This is a genomic window from Streptomyces sp. NPDC034099, assembly GCF_055575415.1.
Genome location: NZ_JBVISR010000014.1, coordinates 179,047 through 199,344, shown reverse-complemented (window position 1 = coordinate 199,344; position 20,298 = coordinate 179,047). Strand labels below are relative to the sequence as shown.

18 protein-coding genes are annotated in these 20,298 nt (G+C 70.5%); 8 read left to right on the top strand and 10 right to left on the bottom strand.

Features of this window, described 5'->3' with window-relative positions; translation table 11 throughout:
* Window positions 1-137: 137 nt before the first annotated feature.
* Entirely contained in the window at window positions 138-1,400 is a 1,263-nt protein-coding gene (locus ACZ56V_RS32505) for an FAD-dependent monooxygenase (protein ID WP_468947225.1), read from the bottom strand.
* A gap of 436 nt (window positions 1,401-1,836) precedes the next feature.
* Here ACZ56V_RS32505 and ACZ56V_RS32500 point away from each other — a divergent pair, with 436 nt between their 5' ends.
* Window positions 1,837-3,408 carry an amidohydrolase family protein gene (locus ACZ56V_RS32500; RefSeq protein ID WP_468947224.1) on the top strand — a complete coding sequence of 524 codons (1,572 nt, stop codon included), beginning with the start codon at window positions 1,837-1,839 and terminating at the stop codon, window positions 3,406-3,408.
* 313 nt (window positions 3,409-3,721) lie between these two features.
* Here ACZ56V_RS32500 and ACZ56V_RS32495 read toward each other — a convergent pair whose 3' ends face one another.
* Window positions 3,722-5,056, bottom strand: coding sequence for an MFS transporter (locus ACZ56V_RS32495; protein ID WP_468947222.1), 1,335 nt, complete (start codon window positions 5,054-5,056; stop codon window positions 3,722-3,724).
* A 50-nt stretch (window positions 5,057-5,106) separates the two neighbouring features.
* Between ACZ56V_RS32495 and ACZ56V_RS32490 the strand changes: the two genes are divergently transcribed.
* The gene (locus tag ACZ56V_RS32490) at window positions 5,107-5,664 is read left to right on the top strand and encodes a TetR/AcrR family transcriptional regulator (RefSeq protein WP_398909174.1); all 558 of its coding nucleotides are present in this window, start codon (window positions 5,107-5,109) and stop codon (window positions 5,662-5,664) included.
* A gap of 105 nt (window positions 5,665-5,769) precedes the next feature.
* On the opposite strand, the gene ACZ56V_RS32485 is transcribed toward ACZ56V_RS32490, so the two are convergent.
* Window positions 5,770-6,468 carry an alpha/beta hydrolase gene (locus ACZ56V_RS32485; RefSeq protein WP_398909411.1) on the bottom strand — a complete coding sequence of 233 codons (699 nt, stop codon included), beginning with the start codon at window positions 6,466-6,468 and terminating at the stop codon, window positions 5,770-5,772.
* An 80-nt stretch (window positions 6,469-6,548) separates the two neighbouring features.
* Between ACZ56V_RS32485 and ACZ56V_RS32480 the strand changes: the two genes are divergently transcribed.
* From ACZ56V_RS32480 to ACZ56V_RS32455, 6 genes are all read left to right on the top strand, one after another.
* Window positions 6,549-7,157 carry a TetR/AcrR family transcriptional regulator gene (locus ACZ56V_RS32480; protein ID WP_398909176.1) on the top strand — a complete coding sequence of 203 codons (609 nt, stop codon included), beginning with the start codon at window positions 6,549-6,551 and terminating at the stop codon, window positions 7,155-7,157.
* Window positions 7,158-7,647: 490 nt separating this feature from the next.
* The gene (locus ACZ56V_RS32475) at window positions 7,648-8,796 is read left to right on the top strand and encodes a serine hydrolase domain-containing protein (RefSeq protein ID WP_398909177.1); all 1,149 of its coding nucleotides are present in this window, start codon (window positions 7,648-7,650) and stop codon (window positions 8,794-8,796) included.
* A gap of 400 nt (window positions 8,797-9,196) precedes the next feature.
* Complete coding sequence (locus ACZ56V_RS32470; RefSeq protein ID WP_398909179.1) at window positions 9,197-10,483, top strand: MFS transporter; 1,287 nt, start codon at window positions 9,197-9,199, stop codon at window positions 10,481-10,483.
* A 114-nt stretch (window positions 10,484-10,597) separates the two neighbouring features.
* A complete protein-coding gene (locus ACZ56V_RS32465; protein ID WP_398909181.1) occupies window positions 10,598-11,104 on the top strand; it encodes a DinB family protein in 507 nt (168 codons plus the stop codon).
* Window positions 11,105-11,270: 166 nt separating this feature from the next.
* Window positions 11,271-12,125, top strand: coding sequence for an oxygenase MpaB family protein (locus tag ACZ56V_RS32460; protein ID WP_398909183.1), 855 nt, complete (start codon window positions 11,271-11,273; stop codon window positions 12,123-12,125).
* A 262-nt stretch (window positions 12,126-12,387) separates the two neighbouring features.
* Entirely contained in the window at window positions 12,388-12,576 is a 189-nt protein-coding gene (locus ACZ56V_RS32455; RefSeq protein ID WP_398909185.1) for a hypothetical protein, read from the top strand.
* A 277-nt stretch (window positions 12,577-12,853) separates the two neighbouring features.
* On the opposite strand, the gene ACZ56V_RS32450 is transcribed toward ACZ56V_RS32455, so the two are convergent.
* The 7 genes from ACZ56V_RS32450 to ACZ56V_RS32420 all read right to left on the bottom strand — a co-directional run bounded on the left by ACZ56V_RS32450 (window position 12,854) and on the right by ACZ56V_RS32420 (window position 20,208).
* The gene (locus ACZ56V_RS32450; RefSeq protein WP_468947218.1) at window positions 12,854-13,852 is read right to left on the bottom strand and encodes a nuclear transport factor 2 family protein; all 999 of its coding nucleotides are present in this window, start codon (window positions 13,850-13,852) and stop codon (window positions 12,854-12,856) included.
* A gap of 82 nt (window positions 13,853-13,934) precedes the next feature.
* Window positions 13,935-15,281 carry an MFS transporter gene (locus ACZ56V_RS32445; protein WP_467383799.1) on the bottom strand — a complete coding sequence of 449 codons (1,347 nt, stop codon included), beginning with the start codon at window positions 15,279-15,281 and terminating at the stop codon, window positions 13,935-13,937.
* Between the two features lie 97 nt (window positions 15,282-15,378).
* Window positions 15,379-16,188 carry an HpcH/HpaI aldolase family protein gene (locus ACZ56V_RS32440; protein WP_468947217.1) on the bottom strand — a complete coding sequence of 270 codons (810 nt, stop codon included), beginning with the start codon at window positions 16,186-16,188 and terminating at the stop codon, window positions 15,379-15,381.
* Window positions 16,185-16,958 (bottom strand): SDR family NAD(P)-dependent oxidoreductase, encoded by a 774-nt coding sequence (locus ACZ56V_RS32435; protein ID WP_467383797.1) that lies wholly within the window; start codon window positions 16,956-16,958, stop codon window positions 16,185-16,187. Before ACZ56V_RS32435 ends, ACZ56V_RS32440 begins: the two co-directional genes overlap by 4 nt.
* Window positions 16,955-18,265 carry a histidinol dehydrogenase gene (hisD, locus tag ACZ56V_RS32430; protein ID WP_398909194.1) on the bottom strand — a complete coding sequence of 437 codons (1,311 nt, stop codon included), beginning with the start codon at window positions 18,263-18,265 and terminating at the stop codon, window positions 16,955-16,957. The genes ACZ56V_RS32435 and hisD overlap by 4 nt, the downstream gene beginning before the upstream one ends.
* Window positions 18,266-18,322: 57 nt before the next feature.
* Entirely contained in the window at window positions 18,323-19,072 is a 750-nt protein-coding gene (locus ACZ56V_RS32425; protein WP_468947215.1) for an alpha/beta fold hydrolase, read from the bottom strand.
* A complete protein-coding gene (locus tag ACZ56V_RS32420; RefSeq protein WP_398909199.1) occupies window positions 19,072-20,208 on the bottom strand; it encodes a cupin domain-containing protein in 1,137 nt (378 codons plus the stop codon). The genes ACZ56V_RS32425 and ACZ56V_RS32420 overlap by 1 nt, the downstream gene beginning before the upstream one ends.
* Between the last annotated feature and the right edge of the window lie 90 nt (window positions 20,209-20,298).

Here is a 20,298-nt window from a genome sequence, read left to right as displayed (position 1 = left end):
ACACGGTCGAAGTTCGGTGGCACAGAGCGGGTGGGTGAACGGAGACAGCAGGTGCGCGGCCGAGCGTTGTCAGCTTCCCGAGGTCGTCCGGCGATGCCCTGCCGAACCGTGGTCCCTCTCGACACGCTGGGTGACACCTACGGCTTGGCTGACGAGGTGATCGGCGATCCGGCCGGGGCTACGGAGTCCGGCACCTCCACGTAGTCGGGCAGCTCGATGCCGTTGATCGCGCGCCCGACCAGCTCGGCGAACCATTCGCTCGCGAAATCGGGGCGCGGCTCGGCATCCGGCCCGGGGACCTCGCGGCTGCGGGCGTTCAGTCGGCCGATCTCCTGGTTGGCCTCGACGAACGAGCGCATCCGCGCCTCGTAGCGGGCGAACCCGGTGTCGGGGTCCCACTCGGCGGCGGCCAGCTCTCCGGCCAGCAGGTACGCGCCGACCAGCGCCAGCCCGGTGCCCTGCCCGGACATCGGTGACGAGCTGAACGCCGCGTCCCCGAGCAGCCCCACCCGTCCGCTCGACCAGCGGTCCATCACCACCTGGGCGACCTGGTCGAGGTAGAAGTCCGGGGTGTCGTCCAGGTGCGCGAGGATGTCCGGGGCCAGCCAGCCCAGGCCCGCCATCCGCTCACGCAGCAGGCGCTTCTGGGCCGCGACGTCACGGTAGTCGACGTCGAGGTCAGCAGAGGCGGAGTAGAACATGGCCATCGCCCGAGTGGCGTCCTGGATGGGACGCAGGAGGGCTGAGCGCCCGGACTCCTGGTCCTGGTACTCGAGCAGCCAGCGGTCCAGCCCGAACTCGTTGGGCACACTGTAGAAGGCCAGCACGTGCCCGAGGTGGCGGAGGAACCGCTCATGCGGCCCGAAGACCATGGCTCGCAGCTCCGAGTGCAGCCCGTCGGCCCCGATCACCAGGTCGAAGCGCCGCCGGTCGCCGCCCGCGAAGACCACGTCGACCCCGTCCGCGTCCTGGGCGAGCTCGGCGATGCGGTCGCCGAAGATGTACTCGACGCCGTCGCGGGTGTGGTCGTAGAGCACCTGGGACAGGTCCCCGCGCAGGATCTCGATGTCCGCGATGAACCCGTCGCCACCGCCGTCGTCCGCGCGGAAGGTCTCCAGCACGTGCCCGTCCGCGTCCACGGTGTGCGCGCCGGCGGTGTCGGTGCACGCCGCCCGGACCGCCGCGTCCAGCCCCATGCGCCCGATGACCTCCTTGGCGACTCCGCGCGCGTCCACCGCCTGCCCGCCGGGACGCAGCTCGGGAGCCCGCTCCACCACGGTCACCTCGGCCCCCCGCCGGCACAGCCAGTGGGCCACGGCGGGCCCCGCGATGCTCGCCCCCGCCACCAACACCCTGGGACCGCTCACCCGCGTCCTCTGCTCGGAGTCGTCGACGCCCATCACTGCCTCCCTGTCCTTCCTCCTGTGCTGGAACGTTCCCAGCACAGGCCCACCGCTGTCGGTGAATCCGGGGTATGGACTACGGATCCGCACGAGACTCATCGGTACGGCCGAAACCGCATCCACGCTCCGGCGAACCCCCTGAACTCGGCATGCGCGCCCGTCGGGCATGATCATGAGCCCCGACCTCGGCAGACATCGATGAGAAACGCCAATTCCCAAGGTCAATCACGGGTGGGCGCGAGGCGGCGTGATCACTCCTTGGCTGGCACCGGTCCACGTCCGGAGCAGCCCCAGCGCCGGGGATGCCGCCGGTGGTCCCAGCAACACCCCCACATAGACCGTCTGGCCGCACTGTCCTATCGCCCCGTGTCCGCCAGAGTCGTGGGGGTCGGCGGACACGGCCGGCGGATTCGCAAGCAGGAGGGGAAACAGCATGTCCGAAGCGACAGTTGGGGCACAGCGCGGCATGGCCCGGCGAGGGTTCCTGGCCGGGACCGCGGCCGTGACGGGTACGGCACTGACGGGCACGGCGCGCGCGGCCGGGACGAGTGCCCAAAGCGGCGCCGGCACCGGCCCGTTGGCGCTCGCCCACGTCACCGTGATCGACGGATCGGGAGCACCCCCGGCCCCTGACATGACGGTCGTCGTCGAGAAGGGCCGCATCACCGGACTCGCCCCGAGCGCACGCACCCGGCTCCGCCCGGGCACCCGAACGGTCGACCTGACCGGCAAGTACCTGATCCCGGGACTGATCGAGGCGCACACCCACAGCGACGGCCCGGAGACAGTGGTCCCGGCGCTGTACGCCCTCACCGGCGTCACCACGGTCCGGGAGATGCGGGGCCAGCCGGTCCACCACGAGTGGCGGGAGAAGATCCGCAGCGGTGCGCTGCTCGGTCCCCGCTGGGTGGTCGGCAGCCCCATCGTGGACGGCACGCCCTCGCTGTGGGCGGCCGACGTGGGGCCAACCATCGAGGTCCGCGACGCGGCCGAGGCCCGGCGTGCCGTACGGCGGGTCAAGCGCGAGGGCGCGGACTTCGTCAAGGTGTACTCCCGCCTGTCCCGCGAGGCCTACTTCGCCATCGCGGACGAGGCCCGGCGCCAGGGCATCCCCCACCTCGGGCACTGCCCCGACACCGTAGGGATCGCGGAGGCGAGCGCCATCGGCCACCGCACCATCGAGCATCTGCACGCGCTGCTCCTGGCGACCTCACGGCACGAGAAGGAGATACGACGCCGCCTGGCCGCCGTACGGATCGACCCGCGCGACCCCAGCAGCCTGTCCCGCTACCACAGCTGGTTCCAGCAGGTGCATCCCCTTGAATGGCGGGCGGTGCAGGGCTACGACCGGGACCGGGCGGACGCTCTCTTCCGGAGTCTGGCGGCTGACGGGACAGCAGTCGTCCCCACGCTCAGCGTGCACCGCACGCTGGAGCTGCCCGACGAGGTTCCGTCCCGGGCCGACGAGTGGAAGTACCTGCCCGCCTGGCAGGTGGAGAGCTGGCCGGACCAACTGGCGGCCCTGACCGGTGGGCGCACCCCCGAGCAGGACCGGCAGATCCGCCGCATCTTCGAGCACCGGCTCCGGCTGGTGAGCGAACTGCACAGCACCGGTGTGCGGCTGGCGGCGGGCACCGACACCGGCACGGGATACCTCGTCCCGGGCTTCGCCCTCCACGACGAGCTGGCGCTGCTCGTGGCGGCCGGCCTCACCCCGGCCGAGGCCCTGCGCGCGGCCACGCGGGACGCGGCCCGCACCCTCGGCCTGCCCTCCGTCGGCACCGTGGCCCGCGGACAGGCTGCCGATCTGCTCGTCCTCGACGCCGACCCGCTGCGCGACATCCGCAACACCCGCCGCATCCACGGCGTGGTCGTCGACGGCAGGTGGATCCCGCCGCAGGAGCGCCGCCGGCTGCTCGCGGCGGTGGAAGCGGCCGCCGCACAGACCCCGCCGCCCGAGGAGGGGGCGACCATGACGGGCTGCGGCTGCGGCGGACACCCCTGACGGGCCTCCGGCGGCGCCCTCACCGGCAAGTGGTGTCAGCCGCAGCCCAGGAGACGCGCTGCCGCGGCACCTGCCCCTCGGGGCGCCTCAAAACAGGCCCACCGAAAGCCCCAAGGCGTCCGAGGGTTTGGTGACCCTGCTGATGCCGCGTCCGTACGCAGGAAGCGGCGTTCCTCGACCGGCCGGCGCGCGTGCCGCCAGCGGGCGGTGTGGGCGAGGTGTTCCCGGCGGCTGTCCAAGAATGCATCAGGCGCGCTCCTGACGGCGTCGACCTGCTGCTGGAAGCGGTCGGCGACGTGCGCCGGTCACGCGATCATCCCTCAGTGCGCTGCCGTGGCCGCTCGACGGCGAGTTCGACGGGGACGCCCCTCTCGGCTTTGCGGTGATGGGATGCGCGGGTACCGGCGGCCGGGGCCGCGAGGACGGCCGTGGCGACGAACACCAGGACCACGACCATCGCCGGACGCAGTCCGTAGTGATCGCCCAGGAAGCCGAGGGCCGGCGGCCCCACCAGGAACGCGACGTAGCCGATCGTCGCCACGAGGCCGACCCGGGCGGTCTCGTCGGACCCCGAGTCGCCCGCCGCCGACAGGGCCACCGGAAAGCCCAGGGACGCTCCCAGTCCCCAGAACAGGACGGCGGACGCGGCCACGACGGCGTTGTCGGAGAAGATGACCAGGCACAGCCCGATGGCACCGGAGACCGCGCTGGCCCGTACGACGGTCGCCCGGCTGTGACGGTTGAGGAAGAACGTGCCGCCGAAGCGGCCCAGGGTCATGGCAGCGGCGAACCCGACGAAGACGAGCGAGCCGACGGCGGCGTCGAGACCGTGGCCGTCGACCATGAGCAGCGGCAGCCAGTCGTTGGCGGCGCCCTCGGCGAGAGCCATGGCCAGGACGATGGCCCCGATCATCAGGAGCCGCCGGTCCTTCCACACCCGCGGGCCCGCGGGCCGCGGGGAGTCCGAAGCGGACACCGGGGCACGGACCCCGGTCCCGGCGGGGACGGCACCGATGGCGTACCCGAAGATCGCGGCCGTCACCGCGGCCACCGCCAGAAGGTGCCAGTGGGCGGGGAACGCCGCAGCGGTGGCCGCCATGCCGGCCAGGCCGCCGATGACGGTGCCCAGGCTGAAGCACCCGTGCAGCGTGGGCAGAACCGCCGTGCCGGTGATCCGTTCCACGTCGGCACCGTCCACGTTGATCGCCACCTCGCCCGACCCGACCCCCACGCCGAACAAGCACAGCCCCGTGGTGACCAGGGGCGCGGAGCCGAGGGCGCTGCCCGCGCCCACGACGACCACGCTCGCGATGACGAACAGGGTGGCCAGCGCCGTCACGGGTCTGGTCCCGAACCGCGACACGAAACGGCCGGAACAGAGGATGCCGGCCATCGAGCCGACGGACAGACCGAACAGCACCAGGCCCATCTGCCCCGTGGACACGCCCAGACGGTCACGGACGTCCGGGGTGCGCGTGATCCATGAGGACATGGCGATGCCGTTGAGGAAGAAGAAGAGGTACAGCGCCCGGCGGCGTCGGCGTACAGCACGGTCTGTCAAGGAAGGGCTCCGCCGGTGTTGGAGACAATGAGGGACGGGCAGGTGCCGATCCCGCGTCACCCACCGAGTATGAACAAATGTACACATCGGGTAGGCGACCGAGAAGACAAGCCGAGAAGACGAGGCGGACAACGACGATGACAGGCAGCACTCGTGGCCCCAACGACCCCCGGCGCCGCGAACGCATTCTCGACGCCGCTCTGGATGTCATCGCAGAGCACGGCGCCATCAAGGTGACCTTTCGCAGGATCGCGGAGGCGGCAGGCGTGCCGCTCGGGTCACTCACCTACTACTTCGACGACATGCAGCACCTGCTGACCGACGCCTTCACCCGGCTCGCGGAGACCGTCTCCACACGCTACGGCGCCCTTCTGGAGGCGGCGCAGACCCGCCAGGAGGCCGAGGAGGCGGTCGTCGAGATCATCTGCGGCAAGGTCTGGGGGACCGACCGCAACCTTCTGCTCAGCTACGAGCTCTACGCCTTCGCCACCCGCAATCCCGAGGTGCGCACCGTCATGCGCTCCTGGATGCAGGCCAGCCGGGACTCCCTGGCCAGGCACTTCGACCCGCTCACCGCACGGGCCCTGGACGCGCTGGTCGAGGGATTCTCCATCCACAACTCCGTCGACCCGCGGCCCACCGACCGCGAGGAGGTCGCCGCCGTCGTCCGTGCCGTCGTCGACAGGCACCACTGAACAGGATCGACCGGGCTGCTGTCAGGCCCCTGCGGCGGACACGTGCCGGGTCAGCTCGGCGACGTCGGGGTGCGTGGCGCCGCCTCGACCCGCCCGCTGTCCTGTTCAGAGCAGGCCGCTGATGATGTCGGCGACGGTCTGTGGCTGCGACAGGAACGGGTGGTGGCCCGCCTTCACCTCCACCACTTTGTCCGCGCGTCGGGAGAATTCGCGTTGCGCCGCCACCGAGGTGCCCCGGTCCTCCGTGCACACCATGTACGTCGTGGGCAGATCGTGCCACGCCGCCGCCCGTACGGGTTGGTGGGTGACGGCCAGCGTCTGCCGGACCAGAAGGTCCCCTGCGCGGCGGGCGATGTCCGGCGGACAGTCCTGGACGAACGTCTCGGCGAACAGTTCGGGCCGCACGCTGAACGTGCCGCCGTCGGGGTCAAAGTTCAGGAACGGTGGTGGCGTGTCGGCGGCGAACGTCGACAGCGATTCACCGGGCTCGGGCAGATAGCTCGAGACGAGAACCAGGTGACGCACCGTCTCCGCGCCCACCGCGGCCTCGGCCGCGACGATGCCGCCGTAGCTGTGCGCCACGATCGCTGTCGGCTCGTTCCCCTCGTTCACGACAGCGCGCAGCGCGGCGACATCCTCAGGCAGCCCGGGCCCCTGCGGTCCGGCCAACCGTTCACCTTCCCCGCAGCTGGGCAACGCAGGGGCGACGCTGTTGATGCCGCGCTCCTGCAGGGCCGCGGCGGCCCGGTGCCACCACCAGGAACCGTCACGCACGCACGCCCCGTGCACAAACACCACACGCATGTCTTCCTCCTCGATCCGGAATGTCCCGACCACTTCGATCAACGATAGACGTACCGGCAATTACGTGAAATCGTGTGGCCATGGGACGGCGCAAGCAGCCTGAGATCCGTGACCGCATCCTCGACGCCTGCGTCGACGAGGCACTCGCGCACGGACTGCCCGACCGCCTCGAGCCGTTCGCGGCGGCGTCCGGCACCTCGCCCCGGATGCTGATCTACCACTTCGGTACCCGGGACCAACTGCTCCGCGAAACGCTGGGACGAGCGAGGCGACGCCAGCGCGACTTCTTCGGCGAACTGCTCTCCCCAAGGCCCGGCGAACCCTACGTGAGTACGCTGCGACGAGCCTGGCAGGACATGACCGGCCCGACCGGCCGCCCTTATCTCCGTATGTTCGGCAGGCTCCGCGAGGATGCGGAACAGCATTTGTGGCCGGGCTTTCGTCGTGAGGCCACCACAGACTGGCTGAAACCGTTGGAGGACGGCATGCGAAGCATTGGCCGTCCCGAACTGGGCACCCTCGTACTCGCGGTCATCCGAGGTCTCATCATGGACATCGAGGCCACAGAGGATGTGTCGCGAGCCGATCAGGCCTTCGAGGACTTCCTGGCCACACTCACCCCCCTCACCACGCGGACGAAGCATCCCGGCCCGGACTCCAGCCGCATGGCGGGTACGAGGTTCGCCTGACCGTCATCGCAGCTGAACGGTTCGCCGGGTTGTGCCTGCGTTGTACGGTGCTCCTGCCGCGGCGGAGCCTCGCTGGGAGACGTCGGGCGTTCGCAGGGGCAGAACGCCGAGCCCGGAGCTGCCGGCGGCTTCGTCGTCTGTGAGTCGGCTGCCGCCGATGCCCTTCACTGAGTGCCGGTGGCGGTGACGTGCCGGGTGCTCGGGCTGGCCCGCCAGTCCTGCTATCGGCGGCCGGCCCGCCCGGTCAGCGACACCGAGTCGGCCGAGGCGTATCGGGCCACCGCGCTGTTCCCCGCGTATCCCGGCGATCCCGAGTTCGCTCACCGGTTCCCGCAGCGTGGGCTACTCCGTCGGCACCGGATGGAGTCGCCTCCGCCTTTCGAGCCGTTCTGTGACGCGGCTCGAGCCATTGGACCTCGCCACCGACCGATGATTCCTTGCCGCTGCGGGAGTCTGTCTTCCGACAGCAACCTCCTTGGAAGGCGTCCCCATGACCACCTTGCACGACGTGCTCGAAGCCCACATCGGTGCCGGAACGCTGCCCGGAGCCGTGGCGCTCGTAGCACGTGGCGACCAGGTGGAAGTGGTGGCCACCGGGTCGCAGGACGCCGAGGGCGACGCCCCGATGACCAGGGACTCCATCGTCCGGGTCGCCTCGATCACCAAGTCCGTCACCGCGGCCGCGGTACTGGTGCTCGTGGATGAGGGCCGAGTCGCACTGGACGATCCGGTCGGAACGTGGCTGCCGGAGCTGGAGGCCCCCATGGTCGTACGCAATCCGGCAAGCCCGGTGGACGACCTGGTACCGGCCGTCCGGCCCATCACCGTGTTCGACGTGCTGGCCTCCCAGGCCGGATACGGCTTCCCGTCCGACTTCACGCTGCCCGCGGTGCAGGAGTTGTTCACCGTGCAAAAGGACGGCCGGATTCCGAGCGCCTTCCCACCGGCGGACGAATGGATGGCGGCGCTCGGCAGTATTCCGATGCTCTACCAGCCGGGCGATGCCTGGCTGTACGACACCTGCTCCGTGCTGCAGGGGGTGCTGATCTCTCGGGTCACCGGGCAGTCGCTGCCGGAGTTCCTGGCGGAGCGGATCTTCGGGCCACTGGGCATGGTGGACACCGGTTTCGAGGTGCCGGCCGCCAAGAGGGGACGGTTCACCAGTTTCTACCGCTCCGGCGACGACGGCAGTCTGGAGCTCGCCGACGGCCCGGGTGGGGAGTGGAGCCGGCTGCCCGCGCTGCCGCTCGGCAACGGCGGGCTGGCCTCCACCGCCGACGACTGGTTGGCCTTCTGCCGGATGCTGCTGGCCGGCGGTCTGGCCGCCGACGGCAACCGGGTGCTGTCGGCCGACTCCGTCCACATGATGATGACCGACCACACGAACCCGGTTCAGCGCGACATCGGACGGCTGTTCCTGGAGGGCCAGGGTTGGGGCTTCGGCGGCTCGGTCGATATCGACCGGACCAACCCGTGGAACGTCCCGGGCCGTTACGGTTGGGTCGGCGGCACGGGCACAGCGGCGCACGTGGTCCCGGCAACGGGAGCGATCACGATCCTGCTGACCCAGGTGGCGGCGATGGGTCCGGCGCCGGCCCCGGTGATCAGAGAGTTCTGGCAGTACGCGGCCGGCGTCTGACACACCTCAGACCCATGACCTCGCTTGCCCCAGAGCGCGCGCCGAGCTGGTCGACCGCATCGTCTGCCTCTCCGCGTTCGCCCTCGCCGACCGCGCCCTGTACTGCCACTACCTCGGCGCCCCGGAGGAGTCCACCGCACGGGACAGGGTCTAGATCCCGACGATTCCGAGGCGCTGGACGTTGGCCATCACGGGCTAGGTTCTGCCCTTGGCTCCGGCCGCGTGCTGGCGGGTCCGGACAACTATGGAGTCCGCCGCAGGGATCACAGCCCTACGGGCGCTGTCCACGTCGCAGTCGGCAGAAGGACAACCGACAACCGACAGAGGACCGAGGAATGCCTCCTCCTCGCGTTCGCGGGAATGCCTGCCCAAGAGGCGCGATTCGGTGCATGATCGGCCGGTGACCGATGTTGAGGGAAGGCGCCCTTCCGTCTGGCACCATCGTGACTTCCTGCTGTTGTGGGGCAGCCAGACGGTCAGCGAGATGGGGTCGCAGATCACCGTTCTCGCACTGCCGTTGGTCGCCGTCGTGCTGTTGGACGCCTCGGCGTTCCAGGTCGGCCTGCTGGCGGCTGCGGAGACGAGCGCGTATCTGCTGGTGGCGCTGCCCGCCGGGGCCATCGTGGACCGGGTGCCCAAGCGCCGACTGATGATCGGGTGCGACCTCGCGCTGTTCCTGGTGATCGGCTCGGTGCCGCTGGCCCATGCCTTCGGGAAGCTGACCCTCGTCCAGCTCTTCGCCGTCGCTCTCGTCTCCAGCGTGTTCGCGGTGTTCTTCTCGGTGGCCTACCAGAGCTACCTGCCGGTACTGCTCGACCGTGACCAACTTCTGGACGGCAACAGCAAGCTCGCGGCCTCCCGGTCGGTCGCGCAGATCGCCGGGCCCAGTATGGGCGGAGGACTGGTGACGCTGATCGGTGCCGCTGGGGCGATGGCTGCCGACGCGATCTCCTTCGCGGCGTCGGCGGGCTCGTTGACGACGATCCGTAAGCGTGAGCCACGCCCCGCCCGGCCCGAGGCCGGCCGAAGGCCCGCACTACGCTCGCAGATCCGCGAGGGGCTCGCCTACGTCACCCGCGATCCCATACTCCGCAACTCCGTGGCGTTCAACGGCACAGCCAACTTCTTCGTGATCATGGTGGAGAGCCTCGGCCCGGTGTTCCTCATCCGGACGCTCCACCTGGAAGAAGGCCTGGTCGGGCTGCTGCTGGCGCTGGGTGCCGTCGGTGGAGTGGTCGGCGGCGTGACGGCCCGGTATCTGGCCCGTAAGGTCGGCTCGGCGCGGATCAGCTGGATCGCCATGACCCTGCTTTCGCTGCCCGGCCTGCTCATTCCGCTGGCCAGGCCCGGCTGGTGGGTTCTGCTGTTCGGCTTCGGCTGGATCTCGTGGACCTTCGCCTCGACCGTCGCGGGCGTCTCGTTGACCAGCTACCGCCAGGCCGTCTGTCCGCCGGACATGCTCGGCAGGGTCAGTGCCGCCGCCCGCTGGATCAACTGGGGCACTCTTCCGCTGGGTGGTGTCGTCGGTGGAGCCCTCGCCTCCGCCATCGGCGTGCGACGCACACTGTGGATCGCGGTGGCCGGCGGCTGCTGCGCGGGACTGTGGCTGTTCTTCTCACCCCTGCGCGGCCTGCGTGACATCCCGCTCGGAGAGCTCGGCCCCGCACCTGCGGGCGCGACGCCGTGACAGTACCCTGCCCGCCACCACGACGGGCGCGGACGCTGCCACCACTCACTTCCACAGGCAGGCCCGTCGACAAATAGCTCGACAGTGGCGCGGTGATCGGGGACGCTTCGCGCGATGACAAGAATCGACGACACCCCGCCCGCCTGGGACGATCGTACCCAGCTCACCACATTCCTCGACTACGCACGGGCAACCGCCCGCGCCAAGTGCGACGGCGTCTCCGCGGAGAACGCGCGCAAGTCGCTCCTGCCGGGGTCGCCACTGATGACCATGAGCGGACTGATCAACCACCTCCGCTGGGTCGAGTACTACTGGTTCCAGGTGATCTTTCTCGGCGAGGAAGACCGGGCCCCCATGACGGATGAGGATCCGGACCGCGAAATGCGGATCGCCGTCGACTTCCCGCTCACGCAATTGCTCGACGAGTACGCCGGACAAAGCGCCCGCTACCGCGAACTGGTCGCCGAAAACAACCTGGACAAGCGGGCCGAGGGAACCATCCGCAACGGCCTTCACGTCGATCTGCGCTGGATTCTCCTCCACCTCACAGAAGAGACGGCCCGCCACAACGGCCACCTGGACATCCTGCGCGAGATGCTCGACGGTGCGACCGGCGCCTAGGGGGAAGGCGTACCGCACGCGTCCGGAACCCTAGATCCAAGCGCGGAAGACCAGGCGTTCCAGGGACGACGGACCGCCCGAGAGCTCGCGGACGGAAGGTCTACTCCACCTGCGCACCGCCGGTCCTTTGCCCGAGCGGGATACTGGAGGCAGGACGGAGGCGGCCATGCTGACGGAGCTGCGCGGTCATGTGGGCAAGTCCCTGTTTGCCCGGGTGGCGGGCCCGGACGGTCCGGCCACCCGGGCTCGGATCCACGACACTCCGGGGCCTCGCTGGTTCGAGCCCGACCGCCCCATACGCACAGTTCACGGCGACGCCTCGATGTTCATCGGCGGGATCAGTGCTCTGCTGCTGCAGTCCCTGCACCCACTCGCCATGGCGGCTGTCGCCGCCCACTCCGGCTTCCGGGGCGACCCGTGGGGCCGATTGCAACGCACCAGCACGTTCCTCGCGGTCACCACGTACGGCACCGCCGACGACGCCCAGCAAGCGGTCGACGGCGTCCGTGGCATTCACGAGCGCATCCGCGGCAGGACCGCCGAGGGCCTGACCTATCACGCCGCCGATCCGCACCTGCTCGGCTGGGTCCATGCGGCCGAGACGGACAGCTTCCTCCGTGCTCATCAGAGGTACGGGGCCTGTCCACTCGAAGACTCCGCATACGACGCTTACGTAGCCGACACCGCCCGGGTCGCTGAGGCCCTGGGAGTGATCGACCCGCCCCGCGACCGTCGCAGCCTCTCCGAGCGCCTGTCCGTCTACCGGCCTGAACTTCGGGCCACCCCCGAGGCCAGGGCCGCCGCGCGCTTCCTGCTGCTGCAACCGCCGATTCCCCTCGTCGCACGGCCGTTCTACGCCGGGCTCGCAGCGAACGGTGTGGCCGTGCTCCCCCCATGGGCCCGGGACTTGTTGAAACTGCCACGCCTGCCGGTCGTCGAGGACCTGGCCGTGCGTCCTGTCGGCCGTGTACTGACAGGCGCGATCCGCTGGGCCATGACGGCGCCACCGCCAGGCACGTGACGAGCCCCGACCTCTGCCGGTCGCCACGGCTGCCGTGGTGGTGCGGGCGGGGGACCGGGAGACGTCACTGACCAGTCCACCGCCGAAGCGGCTGCCGCGCAGATCGAGGAGAGCTACGGTGGCTTCAGCCGCGTCGGTCTCGTGACGCGCCGCCGCCGGTTGCCTGGCCGACTATCACACCCTGCCCACTCTGCGTAGCGCCGCCGCCGGGCTGCCTCCACATGTGACCGAACTGCTCTGGGACCTGCGAGACGCTCGTTTCATGGACGTCGCGGGCCTCCACCTGCTCTTCGAGCCGCGGTCGCAAGAGGGCACGACACGCAAGACGACAGTGACGAACCTCGGACCCCAGCCGCTTCGGCTGCTGGTCCTCGCCGCCGAAGTGAACCCCGCCCTCGAACTCGCCGACCTGCTCCCCGACACACCCCACGACACCCTGCTCGACGACTGACCGCCTTTCCCGGTGAGCCGCACCGCTCGGAACGTGGTGCCGGCGCGTTACCGAGGCTGGATGCGGGGGGCCTCCTGGTCCGAAGCGACTGAACTCCGCGGACCGTGGCAGACGGTGTGTACCGGCTCCGGTGCTTCCGCGGCATCGCCACCGGGTACGACAGGACCGCCGCCTCCTACGAGGCGGCGGTCAGTCTCATGTCCGTTCGTGCTTCGGGTGGGAGTTGTTCGGGGAGAGGCCTCGCCGGGACCGCCGGCGGGGACCCGGTGCGTGTGGCTCAGTAGATGTTGGCATCGACCTCCGGGCCGTCTCCGCGGGCTGCGTTGATCTGAGCGCGCAGCGAGATCTCGTCGTACACCCGGAACTCCCGCACGATCCGCCCGTTCTGGATCAGGAACTGTGAGACGCCGAGCACGGTCACCGGCTGTCCCGTCAGAGCGCCGAAGGCTGGAGTTCCCCGGTAGGTGCCGTGCATGGTCCACAGGACGGCGACGCGCAGACCCGCGTACCTTTCGTTGTAGTTGGCCTGGACGTCCCGGACGGCGAACCGGGCATCCGGGAACGGGCCGACCATGGCCAGAAGGTCGGCCTGGTAGCGCTCGGGCCGGATGACGGTGCGATCGCCGATCGTGTGCAGGAACAGGTCCCGGTCCATGTAGTCGTGGACCTTGTTCAGGCGGCGCTTGGACCACACTTCCTCGACGAACTCCAGCACCATCTCGCACTCGGGACGGAACTGGTCGGGGCGCTCCCCGCTGTCACCCCGCAGGAGCACCTCCTTCGGCGCGTCTTCGGTCATCGACCCGGTGTATCCCTGGAAGCGCAGCCCGCGGGCCACTTCGTCCGGGTCGAGGCCCAGTTGCAGGCAGTCCGCGAGGTCGTCACGGACGACCCACTCCTCGACCATCCGGCCGCGCCGGTAGAGGCAGTTGGCGACGGTGCGCTTGCGTACGGGCACCAGGCGGCCGTCGACCAGGTGCTCGTCGGCGGAGAAGACCAGGTGCGAGCTGAGGAACGCGTCGTCGCCGCGTGCCTCCCATACGACGTCCTCGGCCTGCCCGATGTGACCGGGTACCGAGGCCATGCGCATCGTGCTGCCCTCGATCACGCCGTCGCGTCCGACGACCGTACCCAGGCTGGTGTGGACGATGGAGTCCGGTTCGTAGTTGTCGACGATGTGGTCGATGTCGCGGGCGACCCAGATGCGGTCGGTGACCTCACGGATGAAGTCGTCCGGGTCGGCGTACGGTTGGTAGGCGACGGGGTCGAGGGACATGGTGCTTCCTTCTCTGGATGTGCTGGTGGCGGATTGGGTCCGTGGCGCACGCTGCGGGTATACGTATGTGCGGTGCGGTCGTTCAGCGGGCGAACTTGTCGTCCCCCAGTCGACTTCGGTAGGTCTCCTTCATGAAGAAGGTGACGACGCCGAGTGCGAGCAGTGCGCCGACGGCGAGGTAGGCCCACACGGCGTAGATGGTGCCGAAGGTGTTCACGAGGAGGGCCGCGACGAACGGCGTGATGCCCATGAAGACGGAGAACGAGCTGTTGTAGGCGATGGCGCTCGCACTGAACCGCGTCCGTGTGGCGAAGAGTTCGGCCGCGCAGACCGTGACGATGCCGGTGAGGAAGAACTCCGGGACGATGTAGATGAGCTGGCTCGCGACGGCCGCGCCGAACGTTCCTGCCTCACCGACCTTGAAGGCCAGCGGGACCAGGACGAGACACGCGACGGCTCCGGCTATCAGCATGGGTTTGCGTCCGATGCGGTCGGAGAGAATGCCGGCCAGCGGCAGCATCGGGATCAGTACCGCGATGGAGATCGCGTTGGAGGCCAGCCCCATCCAGCGGGGAAGACCGAGCGTGCCACTCAGGTACTCCGGATAGAACGTGACCCAGGTGTAGGACAGGATGGCCAGCGTGATCGAGATGCCGCAGAAGACGAGGATCGGTCGCCACTGCGAGCGCAGCGCCTCCCGGATCGGCGCCTTCACCACGTCGGCGCCGTCCTCGGTCGCCCGGACGAACTCCGGAGTCTCCCCGATGTGCCGACGCAGCCACATCCCGACGAGGCTCAGCGGCAGGGCCAGGACGAACGGGATGCGCCAGCCCCACGACTCCAGGTCCGGCCCCTGGAAGACCCAGCTGGTCAGCGCGGCGGTACCGGCTCCCGCGAGGATGCCGACGAAGCAGCTGTTGGAGGCGTACGACGTGTAGTACGCGCGGCGCTTCGGCTCCGCCCACTCCACGACGAACGCCACCGCACCGACGTACTCGCCGCCCGAGACCATGCCCTGCACCACGCGCAGCAGCAGGAGGAGCAGCGGGGCGAGGGCGCCGACCGCCTGATAGGTGGGCAGCACCCCGATCAGCGCGGTCGTCACGCCCATGAAGACGATGGTGTAGAGCAGTGCCTTCTTGCGGCCCACCCGGTCGCCCCAGCGGCCCACCAGCGTTCCGCCCAGGGGACGGAACAGGCAGGCGATGGCGACGATCGCGTAGGTGCTGATGACCGCGACGCCCTCGTCGCTCGCGGGGAAGAACGACGACGCCATGATGGGAGCCATGTAGCCGTAGAGGCCGTAGTCGAACTGTTCTACGAAGTTACCGATGCTTCCCGCGCCGATGGCGCGGCGTATCGCCTTCCGTTTCTGCGCGGCGTCCTCGGGGACAGAGACGGCGGCGGTGGGTGGCGCTGCGGCGGACATGGCTTCTCCGATCGCGCGGATGAATGAGGTGAGCGGGTATGCATACGTATGAATAGCTGGGGACTGCGGTGAACGTTAAGGAGCGTCCGGGGTGACGTCAAGGGGTGTGCAGGGGGGCCGGAGCGAAGGGCTCCTCGGCCGGGTGGTCGGCCGTCGGTGACGCGAGGGAGCGGAAGGCGTCCATCAGGACAGCCGCCATGTTGAACAGGATCAGTTGTGCGCCCGACTCCTCGGCCCTCCGTGCCGCCGCCGTCGACGGCACGATGGTCATCACGGCCCGCCCCGCCGCACGCGCGGCCCGGTGGGCGCTCCCGGTGAGCCCGTCGATGACGTCCTGGCCGGGGAAGCCGCAGTCGGCCGCGAGGTCGGACGGCCCCACCAGGACGGCGTCCACGCCCTTCGTCGAGGTGATCTCCCGGGCCGCGGCACAGGCGCGCTCCGTCTCGATCATCACTACGACCAGGGTGTCCTCGCCCGCCGCCAGATGCTCCCGCGCCGTCGCGGTGCCGAACCGGCCCGCTCTGCTGTACGTGGCGAAGCCGCGCTGCCCCAGCGGGGGATAGTGGTCCGCCGCCACGGCCCGCCGGGCGTCCTCGACGCTGTCGACGTGGGGATGGACGACGCCCGCCGCCCCCAGGTCCAGACAGCGCAGGGCCAGGGCCGGCTCCGCCGTGCCGACGCGCACCAGGACCTCGACGCCCTGGGCCGCCGCGGCCGTCAGATGGTGCTGGAGCACGGTCGTGTCGGCCGGCCCGTGTTCGCAGTCCAGGACCACGTAGTCGAGTCCCGCGACCCCCGCCATCTCCACGAGCGTCTCCGAGGGCAGCCGCAGCAGAGCGCCGTACAGCCGCTCCCCGGCCGCGAGCCGCCGCTTCAGCGAGGGGCGGCGGGACACGGGCGACGTCATCGGGCCACCATCCCGGCCGACAGGTCGATGTCGGCCCCGCACAGCCCCGGCATCCGCAGCATCGCGGACACGGCGGACCCGACCTCCTCCTCGGTGACCATGCGCCCGAGCGCCGCGCGTGACACGAACGCGGCCTCCGCCTCGGCACTGCTGCCGCCCGTGCGCTCCGCCTCCAGGCGGAAGTTGCGCTCCATGCGAGGGCCCGACACCGGGCCGGGAGAGAGGGAGTTGACGGTTACCCCGAGCGGTCCGACCTCACCGGCGAGCGTCGTCGTGAGCCCGATGACGGCCATCTTCGACGCGCAGTACGGTGTGCGCCGCAGCAGCGGCCGTTTGCCGGAAACGGAGGCGACGTTGATGACGTCGCCGGCGCCGCGCCGGGTCATGGGGGGCAGGAACGCGCGGCACATGAGGAACATGCCGCGCACGTTGACGGCGAAGACCTCGTCCCACTCCTCGGGCGTGACGTCCGTCAGTGCCGCGACGGGCCCCGCGATCCCGGCGTTGTTGACCAGGATGGAGACCTCCTCGCCCGCGAGTTGCTCAGCGAGCGCCTCCACGTCACCGGGCCTGGAGACGTCACAGACCCGGTAGCCGGCGCCGGGGCCGAGCCGCGCGGCCGTCTCCTCGAGGGTGCGCTCGGTGCGGCCCGTGATCACCACGCGGGCCCCTTCCGACAGCAGGGACCTGGCGATGGCACTGCCCAGGCCGTTGCCGCCCCCGCTCACCAGCGCGGTGCGGCCGGCGAGGGGGGCCGTTGTGGTGGTCACGCGCCCGCCTCCTCGTTCCACGGCAGCGGGGCGCCGGCGTACTTGGCCGCGCGCACGTCACCCGAGCGGGCGTGTCCCTCGAACAGTTCGACGCGCGCGGCGCGCCCGCACACCTCACCGAGCAGTGCGGAGGAGGACGTGTCGGTGACCTCCTGGTACGTCACCGTCTTGAGGTACTTGCCGACCCACAGACCGCCCGTGTAGCGGGCCGCGCCCCGGGTGGGCAGGACGTGGTTGGTGCCGATGACCTTGTCGCCGTACGAGACGCACGTGCCCTCGCCGAGGAACAGCGCCCCGTAGTCGTGCATCCGGTCCAGTGCCTGGCGCGGGTTCTCGGTCAGGACCTCCACGTGCTCGCTGGCGTAGGAGTCGGCGACGGCGAACGCCTCGTCGAGCGAGTCCGCGACGACGATCTCGCCGTGGTCGCGCCAGGCCGGGCCGGCGAAGTCCTTGGTGGGCATCCCGGGCAGGAGGCGTGCGACGTGCCGTTCGACCTCGCGGCCCAGCTCCTCGGAGGTGGTGACGAGGACGGCGGGGGAGTCGGGCCCGTGCTCGGCCTGCGACAGCAGGTCCACGGCCACCACGAACGGGTCGGCGTGCTCGTCGGCGACGACCAGGATCTCGGTCGGGCCGGCGAAAAGGTCGATCCCGACCTCGCCGAACAGCTGCCGCTTGGCCTCGGCGACATAGGCGTTGCCCGGGCCCGCGATCATCGGCACCCGGCCGATGCTCTCCGTGCCGACGGCGAGCGCCGCGACGGCCTGCACCCCGCCCAGCAGGTAGATCTCGTCGGCGCCCGCGAGATGCATCGCGGCGACGGTCGCGGCCGGGATCTCGCCCCGGATCGGCGGGGTGCAGGCGGCCACCCGGGAGACCCCGGCCACCTTCGCCGTCACGATCGTCATGTGGGCGGAGGCGGTCAGCGGGTAGCGGCCGCCGGGCACGTACGCGCCCGCGCCGGAGACCGGCACGTGGCGGTGACCGAGGCGCACACCCGGCAGGGTCTCGATCTCGATGTCGTCCATCGAGTCGCGCTGGGCCTGGGCGAACGTCCGTACCTGCCGCTGCACGAAGCGGATGTCGTCCAGGACCGTCCCGGGCACGCCGGAGACGATCCGCGCGATGTCGTCCTGCGACAGCCGGAAGGACTCGGGACTCCAGTTGTCGAACTTCTCCGAGTACTGGCGGACGGCGTCGTCACCGCGTTCGCGGATGTCGTCGAGGATCGTGGCGACGCGCTCGGCGACGTCGGCGCGGGCGGCGCGGACCTGACCTGCGGAAACGGCGGACTTCAGATATCGGGGCATGGCGGCTCCTTCGTACGAGGGGAGGGAGGGACGGGGGTACGGGCGGCCGAGCGGGGCTCAGCTGACCCGTGCGGGACGGTGGCGGGCCTGCGCGGCCGTCACGAGGTCGCCGAGGATCGAGGTGAGCGCGCCGGGCCGCTCCCAGGGCAGCAGGTGCCCGGCGCCGGGCAGCTCGTGCAGCCGGGCGCCCGGGACGGCGCCGGCGATGGCCCGGTGGAAACCGGGTGGGCACAGGGCGTCCCGCGTGCCGCAGACCACGGCGGTGGGGCAGTGGGCGGTGCGCAGAGCGGCGAAGGCGTCCCGACGGGTGGCCTGGGCGGCGAGCTGGGCGCGTGCGGCACGCGGGCCGACCGCGCGCGCCATGCGCCGGTAGCGCTCCGCGAGGCGGGCCGGTGCCGGATCCTGGGCGAACATGCCCGGCAGGGTCCGCTCGACCACCGCGTCGAACCGGCCGTCGCGGGCCGACTCGTCCAGCGCGCGCCACGCCTCGTACTGCTCGGGACGCGGCGCCCCCGCGTTCGTCGAGACGAGACACAGCCCGGCGACGCGCCCGGGGGCACGGCGCAGCACCTCGAACCCGACGATGGCCCCGAGGCTGAGCCCGACCAGCACGAACCGGCCGGTCGTCACGGACAGCACGGTGTCGGCCAGCTCCCCGACGGACGGACCGGTGAGCTCGACGTGGTGCACCGGATGCCCGGCAGGGAAGTCGACGTCCGTCCACAGGCCCGCGTCGCACAGCATGCCCGGGACGACGACCAGGGGGAGCGGTCCGTCCGACGCGACGGGGGAGAGGGGGCTGGGCATCAGCGGCGCGCGGAGCGGGGCAGCAGCGCGTAGGGCGCGACGTACCCGTTGTGGTCGATTCCCAGACCGGCGTCGGCGGCGGCCTTGACGACCTCCTCGTCCCACTCCAGACGGACCCGGCCGTCACCGGAGTTGACCACGAGCAGATCGCCCCGGTCGTCGCCGACGTTGCGCAGGGTCCGCCAGGCGTCCTGCGGTACGGAGAGCATGTCGCGCGGGCCCAGCCGCACCGACACCGGATCCGTGCGGTTGAGGGTGATCTCCCACAGACCGTCCTTGACGATGAGGGTCTGCGTCTCGTGCTGGCGGTGCAGGGAGACGCCCTGGCCCGGGTCGGCCCGCAGCCAGGCGGCGTTGTGGCCGTGCGGGTTGAAGATCCGGGGCTCCTGGTGCGGGTCCTCCGTCATGCCGTACCCGATGACGCAGCTCAGGCGTGCGCCCGCGCCGGGCAGGGAGCTGTCGAGGAAGGGATGCTCGGACCAGACCAGCTCGTCCACCGCGGCCACCCGGCGTTTCATCTGCTCGGGGCTGTAGCGGCGCAGCCGGTCGATGTGTTCCTGGGCCATCGGCTGCACGAGTTCGCTGCCCTCAGGGATCTCGTCCCCGGCGACGGTGTCGACGAGCTGGTTGTCGGCGGTCAGGTACAGGCCGTGTCCCTCGGCCTCGCGCAGCACGGACGGGCCCCAGATGATGCCGCCGGTGTCGTCCATGCCGAGCACGGTGAACAGCCAGCCGTCGTCCGGGCCGGTGTTGGTGAATCCGCGGAAGATCCAGGTCGGGACGGACACGACGTCACCGGCGCGCAGCGGCAGCTCGCCCTCGGTGCCGTCGGCGCCCCAGCGCAGCAGGTACTCGCCCTCGGTGCAGACGAACACCTCGGCCGTGTAGTGCAGGTGGAGATTGTTGGTGATGCCGTGGGGCATGGCGGCGGCACCGATGTTGTAACCGTGCGGAAGGCGCAGATTGACGAACTGGCCGGCCGCCTGCGACACCCCCGGTCCGATCATCGCGTAGTTCTCCTTGCGGTCCGAGCCCGGCGTGCGGCAGTCGATGAACGCCTGGTTGCAGGAGACGAAGTCGCTGCGGCGGATCGTGCGCCGGTCCAGTTCGGTGGGGGATACGACGGCATCGGGCATGACGGCTCCTCTGGTCGATCGACGTATGAATACGTATGCATTTCCATGACAGGGGACCGCTGCGGGCAATGTCAAGAGGTGGGCGACAAA